Source organism: Vreelandella populi (genome assembly GCF_003989825.1).
GTDB lineage: Bacteria > Pseudomonadota > Gammaproteobacteria > Pseudomonadales > Halomonadaceae > Vreelandella > Vreelandella populi.
The window spans coordinates 190352-213175 of the sequence record NZ_RZHE01000007.1; the positions used below are offsets into that span (position 1 = coordinate 190352).

General features: G+C 55.4%; 18 protein-coding genes. 12 read left to right on the forward strand and 6 right to left on the reverse strand.

Annotated features, from left to right (window positions below; translation table 11 throughout):
- The first annotated feature begins 14 nt into the window (after positions 1-14).
- From ELY25_RS09535 to ELY25_RS09550, 4 genes are read left to right on the forward strand one after another with little or no spacing between them, the layout of a single operon-like run.
- The gene (locus ELY25_RS09535) at positions 15-1931 is read left to right on the forward strand and encodes an extracellular solute-binding protein (protein ID WP_126951048.1); all 1917 of its coding nucleotides are present in this window, start codon (positions 15-17) and stop codon (positions 1929-1931) included.
- Positions 1932-1975: 44 nt separating this feature from the next.
- Positions 1976-3049, forward strand: a complete 1074-nt coding sequence (locus ELY25_RS09540; protein WP_126951049.1) for a microcin C ABC transporter permease YejB — start codon at positions 1976-1978, stop codon at positions 3047-3049.
- 2 nt (positions 3050-3051) lie between these two features.
- A complete protein-coding gene (locus ELY25_RS09545; RefSeq protein ID WP_126951050.1) occupies positions 3052-4125 on the forward strand; it encodes an ABC transporter permease in 1074 nt (357 codons plus the stop codon).
- Positions 4118-5710 carry an ABC transporter ATP-binding protein gene (locus ELY25_RS09550; protein ID WP_126951051.1) on the forward strand — a complete coding sequence of 531 codons (1593 nt, stop codon included), beginning with the start codon at positions 4118-4120 and terminating at the stop codon, positions 5708-5710. Before ELY25_RS09545 ends, ELY25_RS09550 begins: the two co-directional genes overlap by 8 nt.
- Positions 5711-5828: 118 nt before the next feature.
- On the opposite strand, the gene ELY25_RS09555 is transcribed toward ELY25_RS09550, so the two are convergent.
- Together ELY25_RS09555 and ELY25_RS09560 are read right to left on the reverse strand one after the other, a co-directional pair.
- The gene (locus tag ELY25_RS09555; protein ID WP_126951052.1) at positions 5829-6533 is read right to left on the reverse strand and encodes a pseudouridine synthase; all 705 of its coding nucleotides are present in this window, start codon (positions 6531-6533) and stop codon (positions 5829-5831) included.
- Positions 6534-6535: 2 nt separating this feature from the next.
- Positions 6536-7348, reverse strand: coding sequence for an amidohydrolase (locus tag ELY25_RS09560; protein WP_126951053.1), 813 nt, complete (start codon positions 7346-7348; stop codon positions 6536-6538).
- A gap of 72 nt (positions 7349-7420) precedes the next feature.
- Between ELY25_RS09560 and rarD the strand changes: the two genes are divergently transcribed.
- The gene (rarD, locus tag ELY25_RS09565; protein ID WP_126951054.1) at positions 7421-8326 is read left to right on the forward strand and encodes an EamA family transporter RarD; all 906 of its coding nucleotides are present in this window, start codon (positions 7421-7423) and stop codon (positions 8324-8326) included.
- Here the strand turns inward: rarD and ELY25_RS09570 are convergent.
- Entirely contained in the window at positions 8300-9955 is a 1656-nt protein-coding gene (locus ELY25_RS09570; protein WP_126951055.1) for a methyl-accepting chemotaxis protein, read from the reverse strand. The two genes, rarD and ELY25_RS09570, sit on opposite strands and share 27 nt — an antisense overlap.
- Before the next feature lie 406 nt (positions 9956-10361).
- On the opposite strand from ELY25_RS09570, the gene ELY25_RS09575 reads away from it, so the two are divergent.
- From ELY25_RS09575 to ELY25_RS09605, 7 genes are all read left to right on the forward strand, one after another.
- Entirely contained in the window at positions 10362-12062 is a 1701-nt protein-coding gene (locus ELY25_RS09575) for a SulP family inorganic anion transporter (protein ID WP_126951056.1), read from the forward strand.
- A 221-nt stretch (positions 12063-12283) separates the two neighbouring features.
- On the forward strand, positions 12284-13444 hold the full coding sequence (locus ELY25_RS09580) for a TAXI family TRAP transporter solute-binding subunit (RefSeq protein ID WP_126951057.1): 1161 nt from the start codon (positions 12284-12286) through the stop codon (positions 13442-13444).
- A 72-nt stretch (positions 13445-13516) separates the two neighbouring features.
- Entirely contained in the window at positions 13517-15526 is a 2010-nt protein-coding gene (locus tag ELY25_RS09585; RefSeq protein ID WP_126951058.1) for a TRAP transporter permease, read from the forward strand.
- A 42-nt stretch (positions 15527-15568) separates the two neighbouring features.
- The gene (locus ELY25_RS09590) at positions 15569-17008 is read left to right on the forward strand and encodes an enoyl-CoA hydratase/isomerase family protein (protein WP_126951059.1); all 1440 of its coding nucleotides are present in this window, start codon (positions 15569-15571) and stop codon (positions 17006-17008) included.
- Positions 17005-18198: an acyl-CoA dehydrogenase family protein gene (locus ELY25_RS09595; protein WP_126951060.1), complete on the forward strand. Its 1194-nt coding sequence runs from the start codon at positions 17005-17007 to the stop codon at positions 18196-18198. Before ELY25_RS09590 ends, ELY25_RS09595 begins: the two co-directional genes overlap by 4 nt.
- 10 nt (positions 18199-18208) lie before the next feature.
- Positions 18209-19324 (forward strand): acyl-CoA dehydrogenase family protein, encoded by a 1116-nt coding sequence (locus ELY25_RS09600; protein ID WP_126951061.1) that lies wholly within the window; start codon positions 18209-18211, stop codon positions 19322-19324.
- A gap of 10 nt (positions 19325-19334) precedes the next feature.
- The gene (locus ELY25_RS09605) at positions 19335-20114 is read left to right on the forward strand and encodes an enoyl-CoA hydratase/isomerase family protein (protein ID WP_126951062.1); all 780 of its coding nucleotides are present in this window, start codon (positions 19335-19337) and stop codon (positions 20112-20114) included.
- On the opposite strand, the gene ELY25_RS09610 is transcribed toward ELY25_RS09605, so the two are convergent.
- The 3 genes from ELY25_RS09610 to ELY25_RS09620 all read right to left on the reverse strand — a co-directional run.
- Positions 20096-21055 carry an NAD(P)H-dependent flavin oxidoreductase gene (locus tag ELY25_RS09610; RefSeq protein ID WP_126951063.1) on the reverse strand — a complete coding sequence of 320 codons (960 nt, stop codon included), beginning with the start codon at positions 21053-21055 and terminating at the stop codon, positions 20096-20098. The genes ELY25_RS09605 and ELY25_RS09610 overlap by 19 nt on opposite strands.
- Positions 21056-21145: 90 nt before the next feature.
- The gene (locus ELY25_RS09615; RefSeq protein WP_126951064.1) at positions 21146-22072 is read right to left on the reverse strand and encodes an electron transfer flavoprotein subunit alpha/FixB family protein; all 927 of its coding nucleotides are present in this window, start codon (positions 22070-22072) and stop codon (positions 21146-21148) included.
- 14 nt (positions 22073-22086) lie between these two features.
- The coding region (locus ELY25_RS09620) for an electron transfer flavoprotein subunit beta/FixA family protein (protein WP_148111504.1) at positions 22087-22824 on the reverse strand (738 nt) is incomplete at its 5' end.

The following is a 22824-nucleotide window of genomic DNA, read 5'->3' on the forward strand; positions in this document are numbered from 1 at the left end:
ACGGGACGTACTTGATGCTGCGCGGTGTGCTTTTTGTAAAGACGTTTTTAATTGTTAGCTGTTTATTGTTGAGTGTGTCAGCGTCTGCCTCAGAAACGGACGCTGATCTTTCCGACGCAATGGGGAGTTCAAGTCTCACGCCCACTGATACGCTGCCCCCCAACAGCGCCCCCATTGAAACCGTGCACGGGCTGTCGCTTTACGACAGCCCTGAGCTTCCGGCGGATTTTGCCTACTTCCCGCATGTCAATCCACAGGCACCCAAAGGCGGCAGCATTACCCATACCGCTGTGGGCAGCAGCTTCGACTCGACCAACCCGTTTATCATACGTGGCACCCCAGCCACCGGCATTTCGCAGATCTACGATACGCTGATGGTAAGTAATCCGGGTGAGCCGTTCAGCGTGTATGGGCTTCTGGCCGAAGGAGTTCGCCTGGACCCTGACCGCAGGTGGATCGAGTTTGACCTGCGCCCTGAAGCACGCTTTCAGGACGGCGAGCCGGTAACCGCCTATGACGTGGTCTTCTCGTTCAATTTGCTACGTGAGGAAGGCAATCCTTTCTACGCCAGTTACTATGCCGATGTCGAAAAAGCCGAAGCCTTGAATGAGCATCAGGTACGCTTCGAATTCAACAGCTCAGAGTCTCGCGAACTGCCGCTAATTGTCACGCAACTGCCTATCCTTCCCCGCCACTACTGGGAACCCCGCGACTTCAGTGCGCCAACCCTTGCCAGGCACCCGGGCTCCGGGCCGTACCGAATCAGTGAAGTGGACCCTGGCCGACGCATCGTGTATCAGCGCGATGAGGACTACTGGGGCAAGGACCTCCCCGTCAATGTAGGCCGCTACAATATTGACCGTGTAATTTACGACTATTACCGCGACAGGGATATCGCTTGGGAGGCTTTCAAGGCTGGGCTGACGGATTTCAGAACAGACGCCCGCGCGGCGACCTGGGCGATTGGCTACGACTTTCCGGCGTACCGTGAAGGCTTGGTAAAACGCATCACGGTACCTGACGTTAACCCCTCCTTGATGCAAGCATTTGTCTTCAACCTGCGTGAAGAGAAATTCCAAGACCCGCGTGTTCGCGAAGCGCTTAGCCTTACCTTTGATTTCCCGTGGCTTAATACCAATATTTTTTATAACGCCTACCAGCGCACCGAAAGCTATTTCCAGAATTCTGAAATGGAGGCCGTTGGTCTGCCTTCTGAGGAAGAGCTTGCGCTACTGGAGCCTTATCGTGAGGAGCTACTGGCGTCTCATCGCTCTGAGCGCCTGTTTACCGACCCGCTACCGATCGATCAGCCAACGGATTTGCGCGAACGCCTTCGCAAAGCGCTCGATCTGCTCAATGAGGCCGGTTATCAGGTTGTCGATGGTGTATTGGTTCACTCAGAAACTGGCCAGCCGTTGAGCCTGGAAGTCATGCTTTACGACGCTGCCCTTGAGCGCGTTGTTCAGCCCATGTTACGCAATATGGCCCGCCTCGGGGTACAGACATCCATACGAATCGTAGATATCAATCAGTACCTTAACCGCCAGCGTAACTACGATTACGATATAGTGATCAGCCACTTTCCCCAATCGAACAACCCTGGTAATGAGCAACGTGACTACTGGAGTAGCGCGGCTGCCGAAGCCCCCCAAAGCCGTAACCGTATGGCGCTGGCCCACCCGGCAGTGGATGCCTTGATAGAAGACATCGTCAGCGCAGACAGCCGTGAGGAGCTTGATACCGCTACACGAGCACTGGATCGCGTGCTGCGCTGGGGGTTTTACACTATTCCCCATTACCATTCCGGGGAGACACGTATCGCGGTATGGGACAAGTTCGGCTATCAGGAGCCTTTCCCCGCCTACGGCATGGATTTGGATTCATGGTGGGTAGACACCGAGCGCGAAGCACAATTACAGCGCCGCAATTAATGCCGACGGGCTTGGCAACATCTTAATCACTCATGGAGTGCACTGTGGCACGCTATACCCTACGCCGATTGCTACTCATGATCCCGACGTTGTTCGGTATCATGCTGCTTAACTTCATGATTGTTCAAGCGGCCCCTGGGGGCCCAATAGATCAGATGCTAGCCCGCTTTGAAGGCGCCAATGCCATGGCCAGCACGCGCCTGGATATGGGCGGTGCGGATATTCAGGTAAGCGACGACTCACGCGGAGCACGGGGCATCGACCCGCGTTTTATCGAACAGTTGGAACAGCAGTTTGGCTTTGACAAGCCCGCCCACGAGCGTTTTATCGCCATGATGGCCGACTATCTGACATTAGATTTCGGCACCAGCTTCTTCCGCGACCGGCCCGTGATTGAGCTGATGATCGAGCGCTTGCCGGTATCGATTTCATTAGGGCTATGGACCACGCTACTGGTCTACCTGATCTCGATTCCGCTGGGGATTCGTAAAGCCTTGCGCCACGGCTCGCGTTTTGACGTATGGACCTCGGGCCTTGTCATTGTGGGCTACGCGATCCCTGGGTTTCTGTTTGCCATTTTACTGATCGTGATGTTTGCCGGAGGCACTTACCTGGACTGGTTTCCGTTACGTGGGCTGACCTCTCCTGGTTTTGCCGACCTATCGACCTGGGGCAAGATCAAAGACTATTTCTGGCATATCACTTTACCCGTTACGGCGGCCGCCATTGGCAGCTTTGCCACCTTAACCATGCTGACCAAAAACAGTTTCCTGGATGAGATTCATAAACAATATGTACTGACTGCTCGCGCCAAGGGGGCCGCCGAGCAGCGTATTCTGTATGGCCATGTGTTTCGCAACGCGATGCTGATCATCATTGCCGGCCTGCCCGCCGCGATGATCGGCATCTTCTTTACCGGCGCGCTATTGATCGAGGTTATCTTTTCTCTCGACGGGTTGGGGCTTTTAGGCTTCGAGGCCGTTATGCAGCGGGACTACCCGGTCATCTTTGGTACACTTTTTTTATACACCGTGATCGGTCTGCTGCTTAAGCTGGTATCTGACCTTACCTATGTGTGGGTAGATCCACGCATCGATTTTGCTTCAAGGGAATCGTGAAGATGGGCTGGATAACCTCACGACTTTCACCGATTACGCACCGCCGCCTGGCGGCCTTCAAAGCCAACCGGCGGGCGCGCATCTCGCTTTGGCTCTTTGGTGTGCTGTTTATTCTTAGTCTGATGGCAGAGCTGATTGCCAATGATAAACCGCTGATCATGCATTTTGAGGGCCAGTGGTATGTGCCACTGCTGGTGGACTACCCGGAAACCGAGTTCGGCGGTTTCTTACCCACACGTACCGACTATCTGGACCCGTTTATTCGCGAACAGATCAGCGATAACGGCTGGGCGATATGGCCGCTGATTCCGTTTTCGTACCAAACGCTGGATATGCAGATGACGCGCCCTTCTCCTGCGCCACCAAGCAGCCGCCACTGGCTGGGTACCGATGATCAGGGGCGCGATGTGCTGGCCCGAGTCATCTACGGTTTTCGACTTTCGGTGGCCTTTGCTTTAGTACTCACGGCAGGCTCACTGGTAATGGGTGTGCTGGCAGGTGGCGTGCAGGGCTATTTTGGCGGCAAGGTTGATTTGGTCGGCCAGCGGGTTACCGAGATCTGGTCGGGACTGCCGGTGCTGTTTTTGCTGATCATTCTGGCGAGTTTCGTGCAGCCGGGGTTCTGGTGGCTTTTAGGCATCATGCTGCTGTTTTCATGGCTGGGCCTTGTCGATATTGTGCGCGCCGAATTTCTTCGCGCTCGTAACCTTGAATATGTACGTGCGGCCAAAGCCATGGGGCTACCTTCACGACTTATCATGTGGCGTCACGTGCTACCTAATGCCATGGTGGCCACGCTTACGTTTATTCCGTTTCTATTTACTGGCGCGATTGGCACGCTTACCGCGCTGGACTTCCTTGGCTTTGGCCTACCTCCCGGCTCGCCCTCACTGGGGGAGCTGGCGGCTCAAGGCAAAAACAACCTTCACGCCCCATGGTTGGGTATCACCGCTTTTATGACACTAGCTATCATGCTTTCGCTGCTGGTCTTTATAGGTGAAGGCCTGCGCGACGCATTTGATCCACGCCACGTCAAAGCAAGCGCCAAGCCCACACAGGGAGCACAGCATGTCTAAGCCGCTACTTCGATTGAACGACCTGACCATCGCCTTTGATGGCAGCGTGGTGGTAGACGGCCTATCGCTGACCCTGAATGCAGGCGAGACGCTGGCGATTGTGGGGGAATCAGGCTCGGGTAAATCTGTCTCGGCACTGGGGGCTATCAACCTGCTGCCCAGCAACGCCGAAATACGCGGCGGGCGCTGGCTGGAGGAGACCGACTTAAGCCAGCTTTCCAGCCGGGAATGGAATGGTGTGCGCGGTAATCGGGTTGGGTTCGTGTTTCAAGAGCCAATGACCTCGCTCAATCCGCTGCACCGCATTGGCAAACAAATTGGCGAAACGCTGCGCTTGCATCAGGGACTTAGCGGCCAGGCGGCCCGCGCGCGCGCCAAAGAACTTCTGGAGCAGGTCAAGCTACCCCGCGCTGAAGAGCTGCTGGATGCCTGGCCCCATCAACTTTCAGGCGGCCAGCGCCAGCGCGTCATGATTGCCATGGCCATTGCTAATAACCCGGCCCTACTGATTGCTGATGAGCCCACAACCGCTCTGGACGTCACGGTACAGCAGGATATTCTGGCACTTTTGAAAGAACTGCGTGATCAGCACGGTATGGGGATGCTGTTTATCAGCCATGACCTTAACCTGGTGCGCCGGTACGCCGAGCGCGTCTGTGTCATGTATCAAGGCAAGGTGCAGGAAATTGGCCCAGTGGAAAGGATCTTCAGCCAGCCTCAAAGCGACTACACCAAGGCACTCTTGGCGGCCGAGCCAGAGGGCAGACCCGCGACATTAAGCGCTAACGCTCCGCTGCTGACCGCACGCCAGCTGAAAGTAAGCTTTGCGCGTCCCAAAACAGGTTTATTCAAGCGTCAGCCCCCCGCCTTTGAAGCCGTCAAGGCAACCGATCTGACGATCGCCCCAGGGGAAACACTGGGAATCGTTGGCGAATCCGGCTCAGGAAAAACCACGCTTGCATCGGCCATTATGCGCCTGGTGCAAAGCAAGGGTGAGATTACCCTGGGCGATGCATCGTTGAGTACGCTTTCCGGCAATGCGTTACGCCGCCAGCGTCACCGGTTCCAGATGGTCTTTCAGGACCCTTATGGCGCGCTGTCTCCCCGCATGCCGGTTTTTGATATTGTCAGCGAAGGGTTGCGCTTTCATTATCCCAATCTTTCACAAGGCGAAGTAACAGAGCGCGTGCATCAAACCTTGCGTGAAGTGGGTTTGCCGGAAAGCTGTGCTGCGCGTTACCCTCACGAATTTTCCGGTGGCCAGCGCCAGCGCATCGCGGTGGCCAGGGCGATTATTCTCGAGCCTGAGCTATTGGTGCTGGACGAACCCACTTCGGCATTGGATCGTACGGTGCAAAAACAGCTGGTCACCTTGTTGCGTCAACTACAGCAGCGCCGCCAGTTAAGTTATCTGTTTATAAGCCATGACCTGGCTGTGGTGCGAGCCATGGCGCACCGTATCATGGTGCTAAAAGATGGCGAAGTGGTAGAACAGGGCCCCTGCCTTGAAGTGCTAGCCTCTCCCCAGCACCCCTATACTCAAGCACTTATTGCCGCCGCCCATTTACGCCGCCTTTCTGAATAACTAAGGGTTTTGAAGCGGGGAAGAAATTATTCTTTTTTTATTAGCCAATCAAGATAACGGTATAAATATCACAAGAAGAACAAAGCGCCCGCCATGACGGACGCCTTAGTGAAACACACTAGAAGCTGGCAATCTCTTCAGGGGTCAGCTCGCGCCACTCACCCGGCGCCAGATCATCGGGTAAAGCGATCTCACCAATGGATTGGCGGTGCAGTGCATTCACATGATTGCCCAAGGCGGCAAACATGCGTTTAACCTGATGATAGCGCCCTTCGGTAATGGTCAGCTCAGCGCGCTGCGGCGTAAGAAAACGCAGCGTTGCCGGCTGAGTAGGCGTTTCTTCATCATCCAGCATGAGGCCTTCTGCTACCTGATTGATCGCCCATTCAGCCGCGCTACCCTCTACAGGCTCCGCCAGTTCGGCAATATACACCTTGGCACAGCGATGCTTTGGCGAGGTGACCCGGTGGGACCACTGGCCATCATCGGTGAGTAGCAGCAGGCCCGTGGTATCCACATCCAGCCGCCCTACGGGCTGCAGCCTCTCCGCCTTGGGCAGGTCAATCAAATCGATAACGCGTGGGTAAAGCCCTCGCCTTGCAGTGCACTCTACGTCGGTAGGCTTGTGCATCATCAAATAGCGAAGCCCTACCAAAGATAGCTTTTCGCCGTTGAGCAGTACGTCATCATGCACGGTATCCACATGAATGGACGCTTGTTTGACCGGCTCGCCATTCAGGGTGACTTCGCCATTTTTCAGCGCCCGTTTGGCAAGACTACGGGTTAACGAGCTGGTTTCACTTAAAAAGCGGTCAAGACGCATTATTAGCCAACTCCTGGCAGCAGCGTAAAGTGGTCGGCATCTTGCCAAACTGGAAATTTTTCACGAAAAGCATTCAGTTCCGTTTTATCAAGCGTGCCCGTTTCAATAAACGGGGTATTTTCGGGATGGTCGATTAGCGTCTCACCTTTAAAATCGACCAGCATGGAGTCGCCGCTGTAAGCCAGCCCATTGGCATCTTCACCAACGCGATTGACACCTACCACATAGGCAAGATTTTCAACGGCGCGTGCTTGCAGCAGGGTTCGCCAGGGCTTGCGGCGTGGGGCTGGCCAATTGGCTACACATAGCAGCGCATCATACTCGAAGTGCTCTCCTTGCGCTGGCTGTTGGCGCGTCCAAACGGGAAAGCGCAGGTCATAACAAACGCTAAGCAATAGTTTAAAGCCTTTCAACTCGACTATTTGGCGGTTTTTCCCCATGCCATAGCGCTCATGCTCGCCGGCCATGCGAAACAGATGACGTTTGTCGTAATAGCTGATCTGCCCGTCGGGGGTGGCCCATATCATCCGGTTGTAGTACTGCCCTTCATCCTTGATGGCAACGCTGCCAGTCATGACGCAGTTGCGCGCTTTAGCCTGGGTTTGAAGCCAGGCAACGCTCTGGCTTTCCTCCATAGGCTGGGCCATTTGCTGGGAGTTCATCGTGAACCCCGTGGCAAACATTTCCGGCAGTATGATGAGGTCGGTATCGCGACTGTCCAGCTCGCCCAATATACGCTCAAGCTGCTCATGATTGGCCTGGGGATCTTCCCAGCGTAAATCGCACTGTACAAGGCTCGTTTTAAGCTGAGTCATAGTACTTCTCCTTTCCGCCAGTGTGTTTTTCATTTGTGTGATAGATTAGCATTTTTAAATAATGAGGCTGCTATGCATTCCACGCCAGTACGCGACCCTCAGGCAGTCAAAGGCGTTACGTTTGGTTTGACGGCCTATATCATGTGGGGCTGTTTTCCGCTTTTTTTTGCACTTTTCGAGGGTATCCCTGCCTTTGAAGTGCTGATCCATCGAATTTTGTGGTCGTGCCTGTTTCTGGTGGGTTTGATTACCCTGTTAAAGCGCTGGGCGCCGGTAATAAGTGCGTTAAAGCAGCCCCGGCGCCTGGGTCGCGTGCTTCTGTGTGCGCTATTGATCGCGTTTAACTGGGGACTTTATATCTATGCGGTAGAAAGCAAGCAGGTGCTACAAGCAAGTTTGGGCTATTTCCTGACGCCTTTGATCAACGTTGCCCTGGGAATGTTGGTGTTGCGAGAGGTCATGGAACGGCTTCAATTGGTAGCTCTGGGGCTTGCAAGCCTCGCCATTGTGATTCAGTTTGCCATGTTGGGCGAGCTGCCTTGGATTAGTTTGCTGCTGGCCTTCAGCTTTGGCAGCTACGGGCTATTTCGCAAACAAGTACCGCTTGATGGCTTGTCGGGGCTGTTCGTTGAAACCCTGCTGCTGTTTCCATTGGCGCTGCTGGCGATCACCTGGCTTGGCTGGCAGGGGGAATCGCATTTTCTTCATGATGCTCCCATGAGTGCATTGCTCATCGCCAGCGGCGTCGCCACCGCACTGCCACTTCTGGCATTTGCAGGCGCCGCCCGGCGGCTTCGGCTCTCAACGCTGGGCTTTCTTATGTATATCAACCCAACCATCCAGTTTTTGATTGCCCTGTTCATCTTCGGTGAATCGTTAGGGATGATTCAACTGGCTACCTTTGTCATGATTTGGCTAGGGCTTGCACTCTACACCTGGTCTTCATGGCAATCACGCCCGCGCCAGGCGGTTACCTAAGGGCGCGTTAAGATCATGATCCGATACTTTCAGGCCGGCTTGGTTGCTGGCACTTGAACGCTCAGGTTGATACCCCACCCGAAAGCCACCCCAGTGTTTGCCATGGATATAAATAGGCACGGAGAGATCATGCATGATCTCTCCGGTATCGCGCTTATAGGTTTGCAGCAGCAGCGGTTTGGTATGCGTGCCGCAACGATTCCCCGTTGTATCATCAAAAATACGCTTGCTGCGGCAATATTTCAGGTCGTGCTGGTAATCACCGGTAGGCTGCTGACTGACGGCAGCGTTGTGGGTAGGTACATAGCCATGACGATCACAGACGATGGCATAACTCAGCCCATACTGTGTCAATAGTGGTTCCTGCAGGTCGGGTAGGTGCTTGTCGGTGAACGCATCAAAACCGGTACGATACAGGGGCGGTTGGGTATCCGGTATTGCTTTAAAATCCGGTTCAAAGAGTGCCGATGCGGTTAGATCGCCGCGTGCGATGGCTTTTTCAAACAACTTGCCTATTTCGTCAGCTGCCTGACGGGCCGCATTAAATACCTGTTGATGTCGCCCTTGAAGCCGTTGTTGGGCAAGCTCCCCATCCACACCCTCGGCCGCTTCCATCAGCGCCAGCGCCTGTGCGGCCAAGTCATGCATGTTACGCGTGCCTTCATCCACATCCATTTCCAGCTGGTGCAAACTATCAGCAACGGTTTGGCTGTGCGCTTTGGTGCTGGCCATTGATTTGGCAACACCGGTAATTTCGCGCTGCACCTGATCAAACTCACGGGTGATCGTACCGAGGCTCTCGCCGACCTGATGCATGCCTTGAGAGCGTTCACGGATGCGCGCCATTAACGAACCCATTGTCATAACAACCTGCTGCCCGCTTTGGTGCATATCCTTCACCAGCAACTCAACGCTTTGGGTAGCGGTTGATGTTTTCAGGGCCAGACTGCGCACTTCCCCAGCAACGACGGCAAACCCTCGCCCATGTTCACCGGCCCTGACCGCTTCAATAGAGGCATTGAGCGACAGTAGATGGGTTTGTTCGGCAATACCTTCGATCATTGAAGTGACGTTACGCACCCGCTCAATCTTTTCATTAAGTGCCGTCAGCATTTCCAGCGCTTGGTCTGAACGCTCGGCCACATCACTCATATCGCAAATGATATCTGCCAGTTCGTCACAATTATGATGACCAGCCTGGCGAGCGCTTTCGGCAAGCGAAGCCACTTGGCTTGCGCTGGCACTTACCTGCAGGATAGCGGTATTGATAGCGCTCATGCTTGATGAGGCTTCCCGCGCCATGGTTTCCTGCTTGGCTAGGCGCTGATCCATCAGGTCAGCGTAGTGAGACACCTCGGCCGAGGCTATGGCCGTACTGCTGGCACGCTTCATTAACCGGTATGCCATGGCTTTGAGCGAAGCATAGTCGCGAAGCGGTTTAAATCCACGAACCCTGCCCAGGCGCTGCTGGTCTGCCATGTAAATACCCAACAGGGTATTACCGATAAAACCCGCCCCTGCCAAACTGGCAGAGATAAGCGCAAGATACTTCAAGGCATTTGTCTGAGATACCAGCTCAACTGCTAACCCCAGCAATACGAAAGGCACTAGTAAGCCAAGCAGCCGCATAGAAAATACTCTTTAGTAATTAGCGTTATTGAGTAGCGCTAGCGATATTTATAAGACATAACGTTAGGCTTTGTACGAAAACTGCTTGCGCTCGACCATACGGCGTTAAAAATCAGCTCGGGCGCGAGTCCGATCAAAATACTCATTTACACACGTAAACTCGTGCGCGAGCCCGGTCCGTTTTTTCGCTGATTTTTGCCTTGTCTGGCCTTCGCTCAGCGACTTTTCGTACAAACCCTAGTGAGCTTAGCGGGTTAGTCGTATGAAAGAAGTAACACTTTGGGGGAAGAGAACACGGTTTTTTTAAAAGCAAACCCCGTAATCATTAAGATAACACGCTAATATAGCAATCTAACTAAAGAACTAATGGTTCTGAAAACATACTACCGCCTATGAGCTGGATTTTATGCTAAAGCGCTACCTGCCTATTTTGACGTGGCTGCCGCATTACCAAAAGCGTTTACTGGGCGCTGACCTGCTGGCGGGATTGATTGTGACGATCATGGTGATTCCACAGTCGCTAGCTTATGCATTGCTGGCGGGGTTACCTGCCGTAGTAGGTCTTTATGCCAGTATTCTGCCGCAACTTCTTTATAGCCTGCTGGGAACCAGCCGCACGCTTGCCGTTGGGCCAGTGGCCATTATTGCACTCATGACAGGGGCAGCACTTTCATCGGTTGCCCAACCCGGCTCAACGCTGTATCTGGAAGCGGCGCTGATTCTCTCGTTACTCTCGGGTTTTATTCTGGTGGTGATGGGCGTATTGAAAATGGGCTTTTTTAGCAACTTCTTAAGCCATCCAGTCATTTCGGGTTTTTTGACCGCTTCCGGCATACTCATCGCCGTGAGCCAGTTAGGTAGCCTGCTGGGCATCTCCAGCAGCGGCTTTACACTAATTGAACGATTTAGAACGTTGATACCCAATCTACCGACCTTGAATGCCTACACAATGGTAATTGGTGTTGGCACACTGCTGTTTCTGGTTGGCATGCGCCTTTATGGTAAACGAGCCCTAACAGGACTCGGTATGCCAGGCGCCGTTACCGATTTAATAATTAAGGCAGGGCCTGTTTTTGCAGTTATTGTCACTACGCTTGTCACCTGGCATTGGCAGTTGGCCGATTCAGGCGTCGCCGTCGTTGGCTCCTTACCAAGCGGCCTGCCAGCCTTCAGCTTTCCTTGGGGAAATGCCTCACTTTGGCAAGCGTTACTGATCCCTGCCCTACTGATAAGTCTGGTCGGCTTTGTTGAATCGGTATCCATGGGTCAGATGCTGGCCGCCAAGCGGCGCCAGCGCATTTCGCCCAATCAGGAGTTGATTGGCTTGGGAGCGGCGAACCTGGCAGCCGGCTTCACTAGCGGAATGCCGGTTACCGGTGGCCTGTCACGTACCGTTATCAATTACGACGCGGGTGCGCAGACACCAGCGGCTGGCGCCTTTGCAGCGCTAGGCATCGCATTGGTAACGATGTCATTTACCGGTTGGCTTTATTATCTGCCCATCGCCACGCTGGCTGCGACGATCACTGTTTCCATCCTGACGCTGGTGGATATTCCCATGCTTTATCAGACCTGGCGCTATTCGCGTAGCGATTTTGCGGCGATGGCCGTCACCATATTGCTTACCCTGATAGAGGGAATCGAGGCTGGTCTTATCGGTGGTGTTACGCTGTCGATTGCACTATTTCTGTACCGCACCAGCCGCCCGCATAGCGCGGTGGTTGGCCGGGTACCCGATACGGAACACTTTCGTAACACCGCTCGCCATGATGTGGAAACCGTCAGTAATGTCGCCTTGCTGCGTATTGATGAAAGCCTCTATTTTGCCAACGCCCGCTACCTGGAAGATACCGTTTACAACCTGGTGGCAAGTCATCCTGAGCTTGAGCACGTGGTGCTTATTTGCTCAGCGGTCAACCTGATTGATGCGTCAGCGCTTGAAAGCCTGGATGCCATCAATGCTCGGTTGAAAGACTCCAATGTAAAACTGCATTTATCCGAAGTGAAAGGGCCGGTAATGGATCGACTCAAGAAAAGCGATTTTCTGGATAGTCTGACCGGTCGCGTATTTCTGAGTACTTATGCAGCATGGCGGGAATTCTCCTGACAAGCTTCAATCTTGTTTTGTTTAAAAACCAAGCCATGGCTTGGTTTTTTTATGCCTGTCTATGGCTCATGAAGAAAGCCACTGATAACGGCATTGACAGCCACCCAGAGGCATCACTACTATCACCTGACCACTTAGTAAAACGCAATACCGCATAGCAAAACACAAAGTAACGAAATGTAACTTTTAATGTATTACAACCACAATAAAGGAGCATCCAAATGCGTCCGTTCGCTCATCGCCTACTCATTGCCGCGTTGCCACTATCACTACTTGGCGCAGCGGTAAGTCACGCCAATGACGTTGAACTGCCTTCTACCATGGCATGGACCGCCTACGGCACTAATTCCAGCGGTTATTCACAAGCCGTCGCCATCGGAAACATGCTGCAGAATAAATACGGCTCGTCAGTGCGTATCCTGCCTGGCGACAATGATGTATCCCGCATGACACCGTTAAAGCAGGGCCGTGTTGACCTGTGTGCCTGTGGGATTGCCAGCTATTACGGCGCTGAAGGCGTAATGATGTTTGCCGACCGCGATTGGGGCCCTCAGCCGCTGCGCGTAATTACCACCTCCACTGCCTCCTTTGGTCTTTCGCTTGCGGTTGCAGGAGATCTGGATGTTGAAACACCTGCTGACCTGGCAGGTAAACGTATTGCGTATATTCGTGGCGACGATGCGCTTAATAAAGGCACCGAGGCGTATCTGGCCTTTGGCGGACTGACCTGGGACGACGTTGAACGGGTCGATTATCCCGGTTATGGGCGCTCTTTTGACGGCATTATTGCAGGCGATGTGGATGCCTCTTTTACCACTACTGTTACTCCACCAGCCCAGCAGCTTGCTAGTAGCCCCAGGGGTGTTAGCTGGCCAGTTCTGGACCCCAATGATGAGGCGGGCTGGGAGCGTATGGCCGCCGTTGCCCCCTACTTTCGTCCGCACGAGGTGACCGCAGGTGCCGGCGATATTAGTCCCGACAACCCGCTGGCCAGTGCAAGCTACCCTTACCCCATCGTGGTCGCCAATCAGGATCTAGAAGACAACGTCGCCTACGGCCTGATCAAGGCACTGCAGGAGAACTACGACGACTACAAGGATAATGCCCCCGGCGCCAACGGCTACGCACTGGAGTACCAGGATTTACAGTGGGTCGTACCGTTTCACGATGCAGTAGTGGAGTATTACAAAGAGGTCGATGTGTGGACCGATGAAATGCAGGCACATCAGGACCAGCTTGTAGCGCGCCAGGACGTGTTGCTAACTGCCTGGGAAGACTTCATGCAGGATGCGCCCAGTGATGATGAGGCATTTACTGCTGAGTGGATGGAAGCTCGGGCGATAGCGCTAAGCGATGCCGGTTTCGAACCGATCTTCGAGTAAGACGCCACGGGGCGGCATTCGCCGCCCCTCCTGCTGATTGATGCATCTTTCCTTGACCATAGATATCTTGCCATGACTACAGATACTTCACCTGCCAGCAATCAGCAGGTTAAAGAAAAGATCAGCCAAATTCGCAAGCTCCCTGCCGCGCTGCGTTGGGTACCTGCGTCTGTCACCGTTATTTTAATACTGATGACGCTGGACTACCTGTTCAACCTGGGCTTGCTGACCTTTGTGACAGGACTTGAAACACAGTTCTATTACGCCGTTGTGGCCCTACTGCTGCCACTGGTGTTTTTACTCTGGCCCATGCGAAACCATCAGCAAGAGCAGCCTATCCCCTGGTACGACTACGTATTGAGCGCCATCACGTTAATCGTTGGCGGCTACTTTGTGTATAACGCGGTGCCCATCCTGGAACGTGGCTGGGCCTTTTCTGCACCGGATATCGCCATTTACGCAAGCTATGCCTATTGGGTATTGATCATTGAAGCGGCTCGCCGGGCAGGCGGTTTACCGATTGCGATTATCGCCGGCGTATTCTCGCTCTATCCGCTAGTAGCCGACATTGTTCCGGGGCCTATTCAAGCGTTTCCCTCCACCCTCGAACAGACCGCCATGTATCACACCATGAGCACGGAAAGCATCATGGGGGTGCCGCTGCAGGCGTTTGCGGGCCTGGTCATCGGCTTTTTGGTATTTGGCGTTGTACTGCAAAAAAGTGGCGGCGGAAAATTTTTCATTAACCTGGCATTTGCGCTGCTGGGCCATGTTCGGGGCGGCCCAGCCAAAGTATCGATTTTTTCCAGCGGGCTGATGGGCTCCATGAGCGGTAGCGTCATCAGTAACGTGTTAACCACCGGCGTTCTCTCGATCCCGGCCATGCGCCGTATCGGCATGAGCCGTTCCTTTGCAGGCGGTGTGGAAGCCTGCGCTTCTACGGGGGGTGTGTTAATGCCTCCTGTCATGGGCGCTACCGCGTTTGTCATGGCGATGTTTCTGGATATTCCTTATTCGGCAGTCGCCCTTGCCGCGGTTATTCCCTCAGTCCTTTATTTCCTGGGGCTGTTTATCCAGATCGATGCCTACGCCGCGCGTCATGATATCAAGGGTTTGCCTGCCATTGAGCTGCCTTCGCTGAAGCAAACACTCAAAGAGGGCTGGTACTTTATTTTTGTCTTCGCGTTACTGGTATGGATGCTGCTAATCATGCAGCGCGAGGCCGTAGCACCTTTTTATGCCACGGCCCTTTTACTGGTGCTTAACCAACTTTCCAAACACAACCGCTGGGGCTGGGCGGACGTCGCCGATACGCTCTCGTCAGCGGCGAAGCTGTTCGCCGAACTTATCGCGATTCTGGCGGGCGTGGGCATGCTGGTCGGCGCGCTTTCAATGACCGGCCTTTCCGGCACTATTGCCAACGATTTCATCAATATTGCAGGTGGTAGTGTGCCGCTGCTGCTGATTATGGGTGCGGTGACCAGCTTTGTGCTGGGTATTGGCATGACCGTGACCGCAGCGTATATCTTTCTGGCCGTAGCACTGGCACCTGCGTTGATTCAAGGCGGCGGCCTGGACCCCATGGCCGTTCACATGTTCATCCTTTATTGGGGCATGTTGAGCTTTATTACGCCCCCGGTGGCGCTGGGTGCTTTTGCGGCCGCGACCGTCGCGGGTGCCCGTCCCATGGCAACCGGCCTGCAGGCAATGCGTCTGGGTAGCGTAATCTACTTTATTCCTTTCCTGTTCGTGCTCAACCCAGCGCTGATCATGCAAGGTGCGCCGTTGATGATAGTCGCCGTATTCATTCAAGCGGTGATAGGCATCATTCTGTTTGCCTCTGCCATGCAGGGCTACCTGATGGGGGTGGGGAGACTGGGTTATGGCGCCCTGCAGGAGATCGTTATTCGTGGGCTGGTACTGATAGCAGGCCTGCTACTGGCGCTTCCGGGTGGAGGGATGGTGCCATTTAGCCAGTGGGAGTTAGTTGGCCTAGCCGTTGCTGCACTGATACCCGGCGTCCTTCTGGCACGTTGGAGCCAGCGTCATCATCAGCGCTCGCATAATGCCTCCGTTGCCTAACTATCATACAAACTCGATCATACAAACTATGAGAGACTCACTATGTCCGTTCATTATCAGCGTCATGGCAATATAGGCGTTATTCAAATCACCAATCCGCCAGTCAACGCCCTGAGCCACGCCGTACGCAGCGGCCTGGTTAACGCACTTGAAGAGGGCATCGCCGACACTGAAGCTGACGCACTGGTGGTGCTCGCAGAGGGCCGTACATTCATTGCCGGCGCGGATATTCGTGAGTTTGGCAAGCCTCCACAAGCACCTTTGCTACCCGATGTGATTACGCAACTGGAAGCCTGCCCCAAACCGCTCATTGCTGCCCTGCACGGAACAGCTTTGGGTGGTGGCCTGGAGGTAGCGTTGGGCTGCCATTATCGGGTTGCTCTGCCAGGTACCCGCGTAGGGCTGCCAGAGGTCAAGCTTGGCCTGCTGCCGGGCGCGGGCGGCACCCAGCGGCTACCGCGCCTGACAGGTGTCGAGCGCGCATTGGAAATGATTACCAGCGGGAGATTTGTCGAAGCAGAGGAAGCGCTTGAGGCAGGGGTCATTGATGCTATTAGCTCTGCCTCGACACCGCTGGAAGCAGGCCTGGCGGTGGCCAAGGAAATACTGGCGGGTAATCAAACGCCACGTATTACGGGCAAGCTGCCTGCACCAGCGGCTAATCCTCGCGCGATAGCGTCAACGCTTAAGCAACTCAATCAACAATCGTCTGAGCTTTTCTCACCGTTTCGCATTATCGAGGCGATCGAGGCTTGCGTAACCTCCGACACGCTTCAGGAAGGCCTGCGCCGCGAGCGCGAGCTGTTTCTGGCCTGCATGGACTCCCCCCAGCGCGCCGGGCTTATTCATCTCTTTTTTGCCGCACGCAACCCGCATGTGATACCTGGCATCGAAAACGCCAGCGCGTTTCACCATGTCGCTCTCATCGGCGAGCATCCCCTATTCGAGCGCCTGAAAAAAGCGGCCCAACGGGCAGGGACTACCCTCACCAGCGAGCAAAGTGATGCTACCGAGCTATGTTTGCTGGCACCAAATGCCACTATACAGGCTAACGCTGGCTGCGCTGTGGTTGCACTCAAGGAAGTCGGTACAGATAACGATAGCGATACCCCACTACGCCTCGTCATCGCGGCCAACGACAGCCTAGTTGAGCTTACCAAAATAAGTGCCGAGCCACTTGTTCAACAGCGCGCAGCCCTCACCCTCAAGGCCCTGCGTTTAAACGTGGTGGTCAGCCAACAGCAAAGCTTAATGGAGACAATGCACGCTGCCCTTCAGCAATCTTCAGCCAGTGAAGCGCGCTCTTCTATGGAACAGGCGAGCTTGCGTATTGCACAGGAAGGCTTTTGCTACCGTGAAAGCGATATTGATCTGCTGGCCGTTGAAGTACTGGGCTACCCGCGGCATCTAGGTGGGCCACATCGTCAGGCCACGCTCATGGACACCTCCCTGCCGGCTGCACGCCAGGAGGCATCCCCATGAACCTCACCTTTAGCCCTGAAGAGCAGGTCTTTCGCGCTGAAGTGCGCCATTTTCTCGCGACCGCTCTACCTCAGGACATCAGCGAGCGCGTGCGCTTGGGGCGCCACTTGCGTGCCGATGATCACCTGCGCTGGCAGAACATTCTCAGCGAACAGGGTTGGCTTGCGGCCAACTGGCCAAAGGAGCACGGCGGCCCGGGCTGGGGGCCGGTGCAACGGCATATATTCGATGAAGAGTGCGCGGCTGCCCACGCCCCCACCGTCGTGCCCTTCGGCGTTAACATGGTCGCGCCCGTCATCATGAAATTCGGCAGCGTCGAGCAGCAGCAGTATTACCTGCCACGCATTTTGCGCAACCAGGATTGGTGGTGCCAGGGCTATTCCGAACCCGGTGCAGGCTCTGACTTAGCCAGTTTGAATACTCGTGCCGTGCGTGAGGATGATCACTACATAGTCAACGGCCAGAAGACCTGGACCACGCTGGGCCAGCACGCCAACATGCTATTTTGTCTGGTTCGCACCGACCCTCATGCCAAGAAACAGGCAGGTATCAGCTTTCTGCTGATTGACATGCAAAGCCCCGGAGTCACGGTACGCCCTATTATTACCCTCGATGGTGCCCACGAGGTTAATGAAGTGTTTTTAGACAACGTTCCCGTCCCGGTTGAAAACCGTGTTGGTGCAGAGGGCCAAGGATGGACTTATGCCAAATATCTGCTTACTCATGAGCGTACAGGCATTGCCGGGCTGGGTCATGCCAAGCAAGCGCTTCGCCACCTGAAGTCGCTGGCCAGCCGCATCGAGCATCGCGGCAAACCACTTCTTGAGCAGCCCAGTTTCCGCCATCGTGTCCTCAAGGCTGAACTTGAGCTCATGGCGCTGGAAGTTACCAACTTGCGTGTGATTGCGGCAGCCCGAGACGGCGGCGTTCCCGGAGCGGAAAGCTCGCTGCTGAAAATACGTGGTTCAGAGCTTCGCCAGGAAATCAGTGAGCTGACCCGTCGTGCGCTGGGCCCCGCCGCCCTGCCGTTCTTTCCCGCTTTCCTACATGGCGATGACGACCTGGATGAAGCTAGTGCCCAAAACGCTGCCGCCAGCGCTCAGTACTTTAATCGCCGAAAATTGTCGATTTATGGCGGTGCCAATGAAATACAAAAAAGTATCGTCGCCAAAACCATTTTAGGTATGTAAGGAAGTCGCCATGGATTTTGCTTTAACCGACGAGCAACGCATGCTCGAAGAGACGCTCACCCGTTTGGTGACCGACCAGGTTTCTCCCGAGCAGCGCCGCCTCATGCTAGGCGCCTCTGCAGGTACTAGCGCACTGTGGCGTACCTTTTCTGAGCTTGGTCTACTGCACATGCCCTTCAGCGAGGAGGTGGGCGGGCTAGGCGGCGATGGCACTGATTTGATGATTATCATGCGGGCGCTAGGACGAGGCCTGGTACCTGAGGCCTACCTTGCAGGCTTGGTGCTACCTGGCCAGTTACTGGCACTTACCGCAAGCGATAAGCAACAAGCACGTTGGCTTGCGCCACTGCTTGAGGGTGAACATCAGCTAGCCCTTGCCTGGCAGGAGTACGGCGCACGATATGATGCCTTTGCGATCTCCAGCCAAGCTATTCAGCGCGACGGCCAGTGGCAGTTAAACGGTAGAAAAGAGGTAGTGCTGAACCTGGAAGCCGCCGCGGCAACGCTGGTCACGGCACGCCTGGATAACGGCAAGCTTGGCCTATTTGTAGTGCCCGCTGGCGCGTCAGGAACCTCAACGCGTATCTATCGCACAATCGATGATCGGCCTGCGGGCGACCTCACCCTAGAACACGTCACGCTGCCTTTGGAAAACTGCCTGAGCGAGGACGTGAGTACTGCACTTGCCGCCGTACTGGCCCTGGGTCGCGCAGCGCTTTGCGCAGAAGCCATTGGCGCCATGGAAGTGGCTTGTGATCAAACCCTGGCCTATTTAAAAGAGCGCAAGCAGTTTGGCCTACCGCTAGCCACCTTCCAGGCGTTGCAGCACCGTATGGTGGATATGCACCTTCATCTTGAACAGTCTCGCTCAATGGCAATATTAGCCGCCACCAGCCTGGCCCTACCGAGCAGTGAGCGGGATTACAAAATTGCCGCCGCCAAAGCTTACTGTGGTGAATCAGCCCGTTTTATTGCCGAACAGGCTATCCAGCTTCATGGGGCTATGGGCATGACCGAAGAGTGCTATATCACTCCCTATGCCAAGCATCTGGTGATGTTCGACCACTACCTGGGCGACAGCGACTACCATCTGGAGACGGTAAGCGATTTATTAAAAGCTGCCTAAGGAGGATTGAATGTCTGATCACACCCGCGACTTGATCAACGTCAGCGAGGTTCAACATGGCATTGTCGAGGTAACAATTGCCCGCCCCGACGTACGCAACGCCCTGAATCAAGCTACGGCGCTGGCACTCAATGAAGCACTGGCAGCAGTGACGGCAGATCCCCAGGTCCGCTGCGTAATTCTGAGCGGCGAAGGCAGCGCGTTTTGCGCCGGCGCTGACTTGGCAGAATTTGAAAAGGCAACCTCCCAGCCTGCCAGCGAGCGTCTGGAGCAGCTCTTTCTACCTGCACTACGCAGTTTAATGGCGATGGATAAACCGGTGATTGCTGCGGTTAGCGGAGCAGCGGCAGGCATTGGCGTGTCCTATGTTCTCGCCTGCGACATGGTGGTGATGGGTAGCTCCGCCTATCTGAAGCTTGCCTTTATCAATATTGGCTTGATCCCTGATGGAGGTGCCTGCTGGCACTTAGTTCGCCAGCTTGGCCATGCTCAGGCGTTTGAAATGGCCGCTCTAGCAACGCCGATTTCAGCTGAGCGCTGCGTAACGCTCGGTTTGGCTAACCGAGTTGTTGAGGATAGCCAGGTGCTGGAAGAAGCTCGTTCATTGGCACACTCTCTGGTGGCGCAATCGCCCCAGGCATTAAGTGCGACCAAGCGGGCATTACGTGCAGCGGCAGAGCGCTCGCTTGGCGATACCATGCAACTGGAGGGCGAACTGCAGGATCAGTGCAAGGCGACGAAAGATTTTCAGGCGCGGGTAGCCGCGTTTCGTCAGTCTCGCCGCAGGTGATCCAGCGCCTTGCGATAATCTGCCTGTAGTGTGGCGATCTCTTCAGCCACGCTACTCAACGTTACAATACCGCCCACGCCCTGCCCCGCGCCCCAGATATCCCGCCACGCTTTTGCCTTGCTGCTGCCGCCCGAACCATAGCGCATCGCCGACTTTTCACCTTCAGGTAGGGCATCTGGGTCTAGCCCTGCCTGTTCAATACTTTGGCGCAAATAATTACCGTGTACGCCGGTAAACAGGTTGGTATAAACAATATCTTCCGTGCCCGCATCCAGTACCATCTGTTTATAAGCGGCCTGTGCATTGGCCTCTTGAGTGGCGATAAAGCGCGTCCCCATGTACACCAGATCCACGCCCAGCGCCTGAGCGGCAGCAATCTGCTCGCCTTGGGTAATCGCTCCCGCGAGTACCAACGGGCCATTATAAAAACGTCGTACCTCCGCCACAAAGGCAAAGGGGTTTAACCGCCCGGCATGGCCCCCTGCGCCGTGGCACACCAATATCAGCCCATCTACTCCCGCATCGACTGCTTTTTTGGCGTGCCGCAACGTGGTGACGTCATGAAACACAAGCCCGCCATACGCATGTACCTGCTCTACCACCCGATTAGGCGCATGCAGGCTAGTAATCACGAGCGGCACCTTGAACTCGGCACACAGCTCAATGTCATGCTCCAGACGATCGTTGGTGGGGTGCACGATCTGGTTAACGGCAAAGGGCGCGGAAGGATTATTCGGATAGCGCTCATCATGCTCGGCGAGGGTCTGGGTGATATGCTGCAGCCATTGTCGAAGCGCTTCTGCTGGCCGGGCGTTAAGCGCTGGGAAGGCGCCAATGATCCCTGCCTGACACTGGGCGATCACCAGCTCAGGCCCGGAGACGATAAACATCGGGGAGCCGATCACCGGCAAGGTTAACGAGGCGGTTAGGCGCGTTAGCATAGGGAAACTCACCTGTTGTTATTGTGAAGCAGCTTAAAGCAATACGGCAAAAGGTCCCGATGGGGCCTTTTGCCGTCTGCATATAATTAGTTAAAGTTTGCTCTCGAGCTCGGGCAGAATCTCGAACAGATCCCCCACCAGGCCGTAGTCGGCTACCTGGAAGATCGGCGCTTCGTCGTCCTTGTTGATCGCCACGATCACCTTGGAGTCCTTCATGCCCGCCAAGTGCTGGATGGCACCGGATATCCCCACCGCGATGTACAGATCCGGGGCGACGATCTTGCCCGTCTGGCCGACCTGCATATCGTTGGGTACAAAGCCTGCGTCCACGGCGGCGCGCGAGGCGCCAACCGCTGCGCCCAGCTTGTCGGCAATACCGTTGAGCAGCTTGAAATTGTCACCGTTGCCCATGCCGCGGCCACCGGAAATCACCACCTTGGCACCGCCGAGTTCGGGGCGGTCAGACTGCGCCAGCTCTTCCTTCACAAAGCGCGACTGGGTGTTCTCGACCACCACGTCCACGGCTTCCACCGTGGCGCTGCCCGTGTCGCTGACGGCATCAAACGCGGTGGTACGGACCGTCAGCACCTTGAGGGTGTCGTCGCTTTTCACCGTGGCAATGGCGTTGCCCGCATAGATGGAGCGCTGGAAGGTATCCGCGCTTTCCACCCCGATAACGTCAGACAGCTGGCTGACATCTTTCAGCGCCGCCAGACGTGGCAGCACGTTTTTACCCGTCGTGGAGGCGCTGGCCAGCACGTGGGTGTAATCGCCTGCCAGCTCCACCAGCAAGGCGCCCAGGGGCTCGGCGAGCTGGTGGGCGTAGACCGCGTTGTCCGCAACGCGCACCGTGCGTACGCCTTCAAGCTTGGCGGCCGCATCCGCTGCCGCCTGGACGCCTTCACCGGCGACCAGTACGTCAATATCGCCCCCAATCGCTTGTGCAGCAGCGACAACGTGGGCGGTCGCGCCCGCCAGCTGGCCTTCATGGAGGTCGGCAAGTACCAGAATGCTCATGCGTTCCACTCCTCTTAAAGCACCTTGGCTTCGTTTTTGAGTTTATCGATTAGTTCGTCCACGGAGGCGACTTTGATGCCACCTTTACGCTCGGCCGGGGACTCCACCTTGAGCAGGCTGACCTTGGACGCCACGTCCACCCCGAAATCGGCGGGGGTTTTGACGTCCAGCGGCTTTTTCTTGGCCTTCATGATGTCCGGCAGCTTGGCGTAGCGGGGCTCGTTCAGGCGCAGATCGGTGGTCACGATGGCGGGTAAAGTCAGTGCGATTGTCTGCAGGCCACCGTCGATTTCACGCGTGACATGGACCTGGTCGCCTTCCACGACCACTTCCGAGGCGAAGGTTCCCTGCGGCAGGTTGGTGAGCGCGGCGAGCATCTGGCCGGTCTGGTTGTTGTCGGTGTCGATGGCCTGTTTGCCCAGGATCACGAGACCCGGCTGCTCTTGCTCGACCACTTTGGCCAAGAGCTTGGCGACCGCCAGCGATTCTGCCCGCTCGTCGGTTTCGATCTGGATGGCGCGGTCGGCGCCCAGCGCCAACGCGGTGCGCAGCTGCTCCTGAGACGCCTTGGGGCCGATGGTGACCGCTACTACTTCGGTGGCCACACCTTTCTCTTTCAAGCGCACCGCTTCTTCCACGGCGATTTCGCAGAAGGGGTTCATGGCCATTTTGACGTTGGTAAGGTCAACGTCGGAGTGATCCGCCTTGACGCGAATCTTGACGTTGTAATCGATGACGCGTTTAACCGCGAC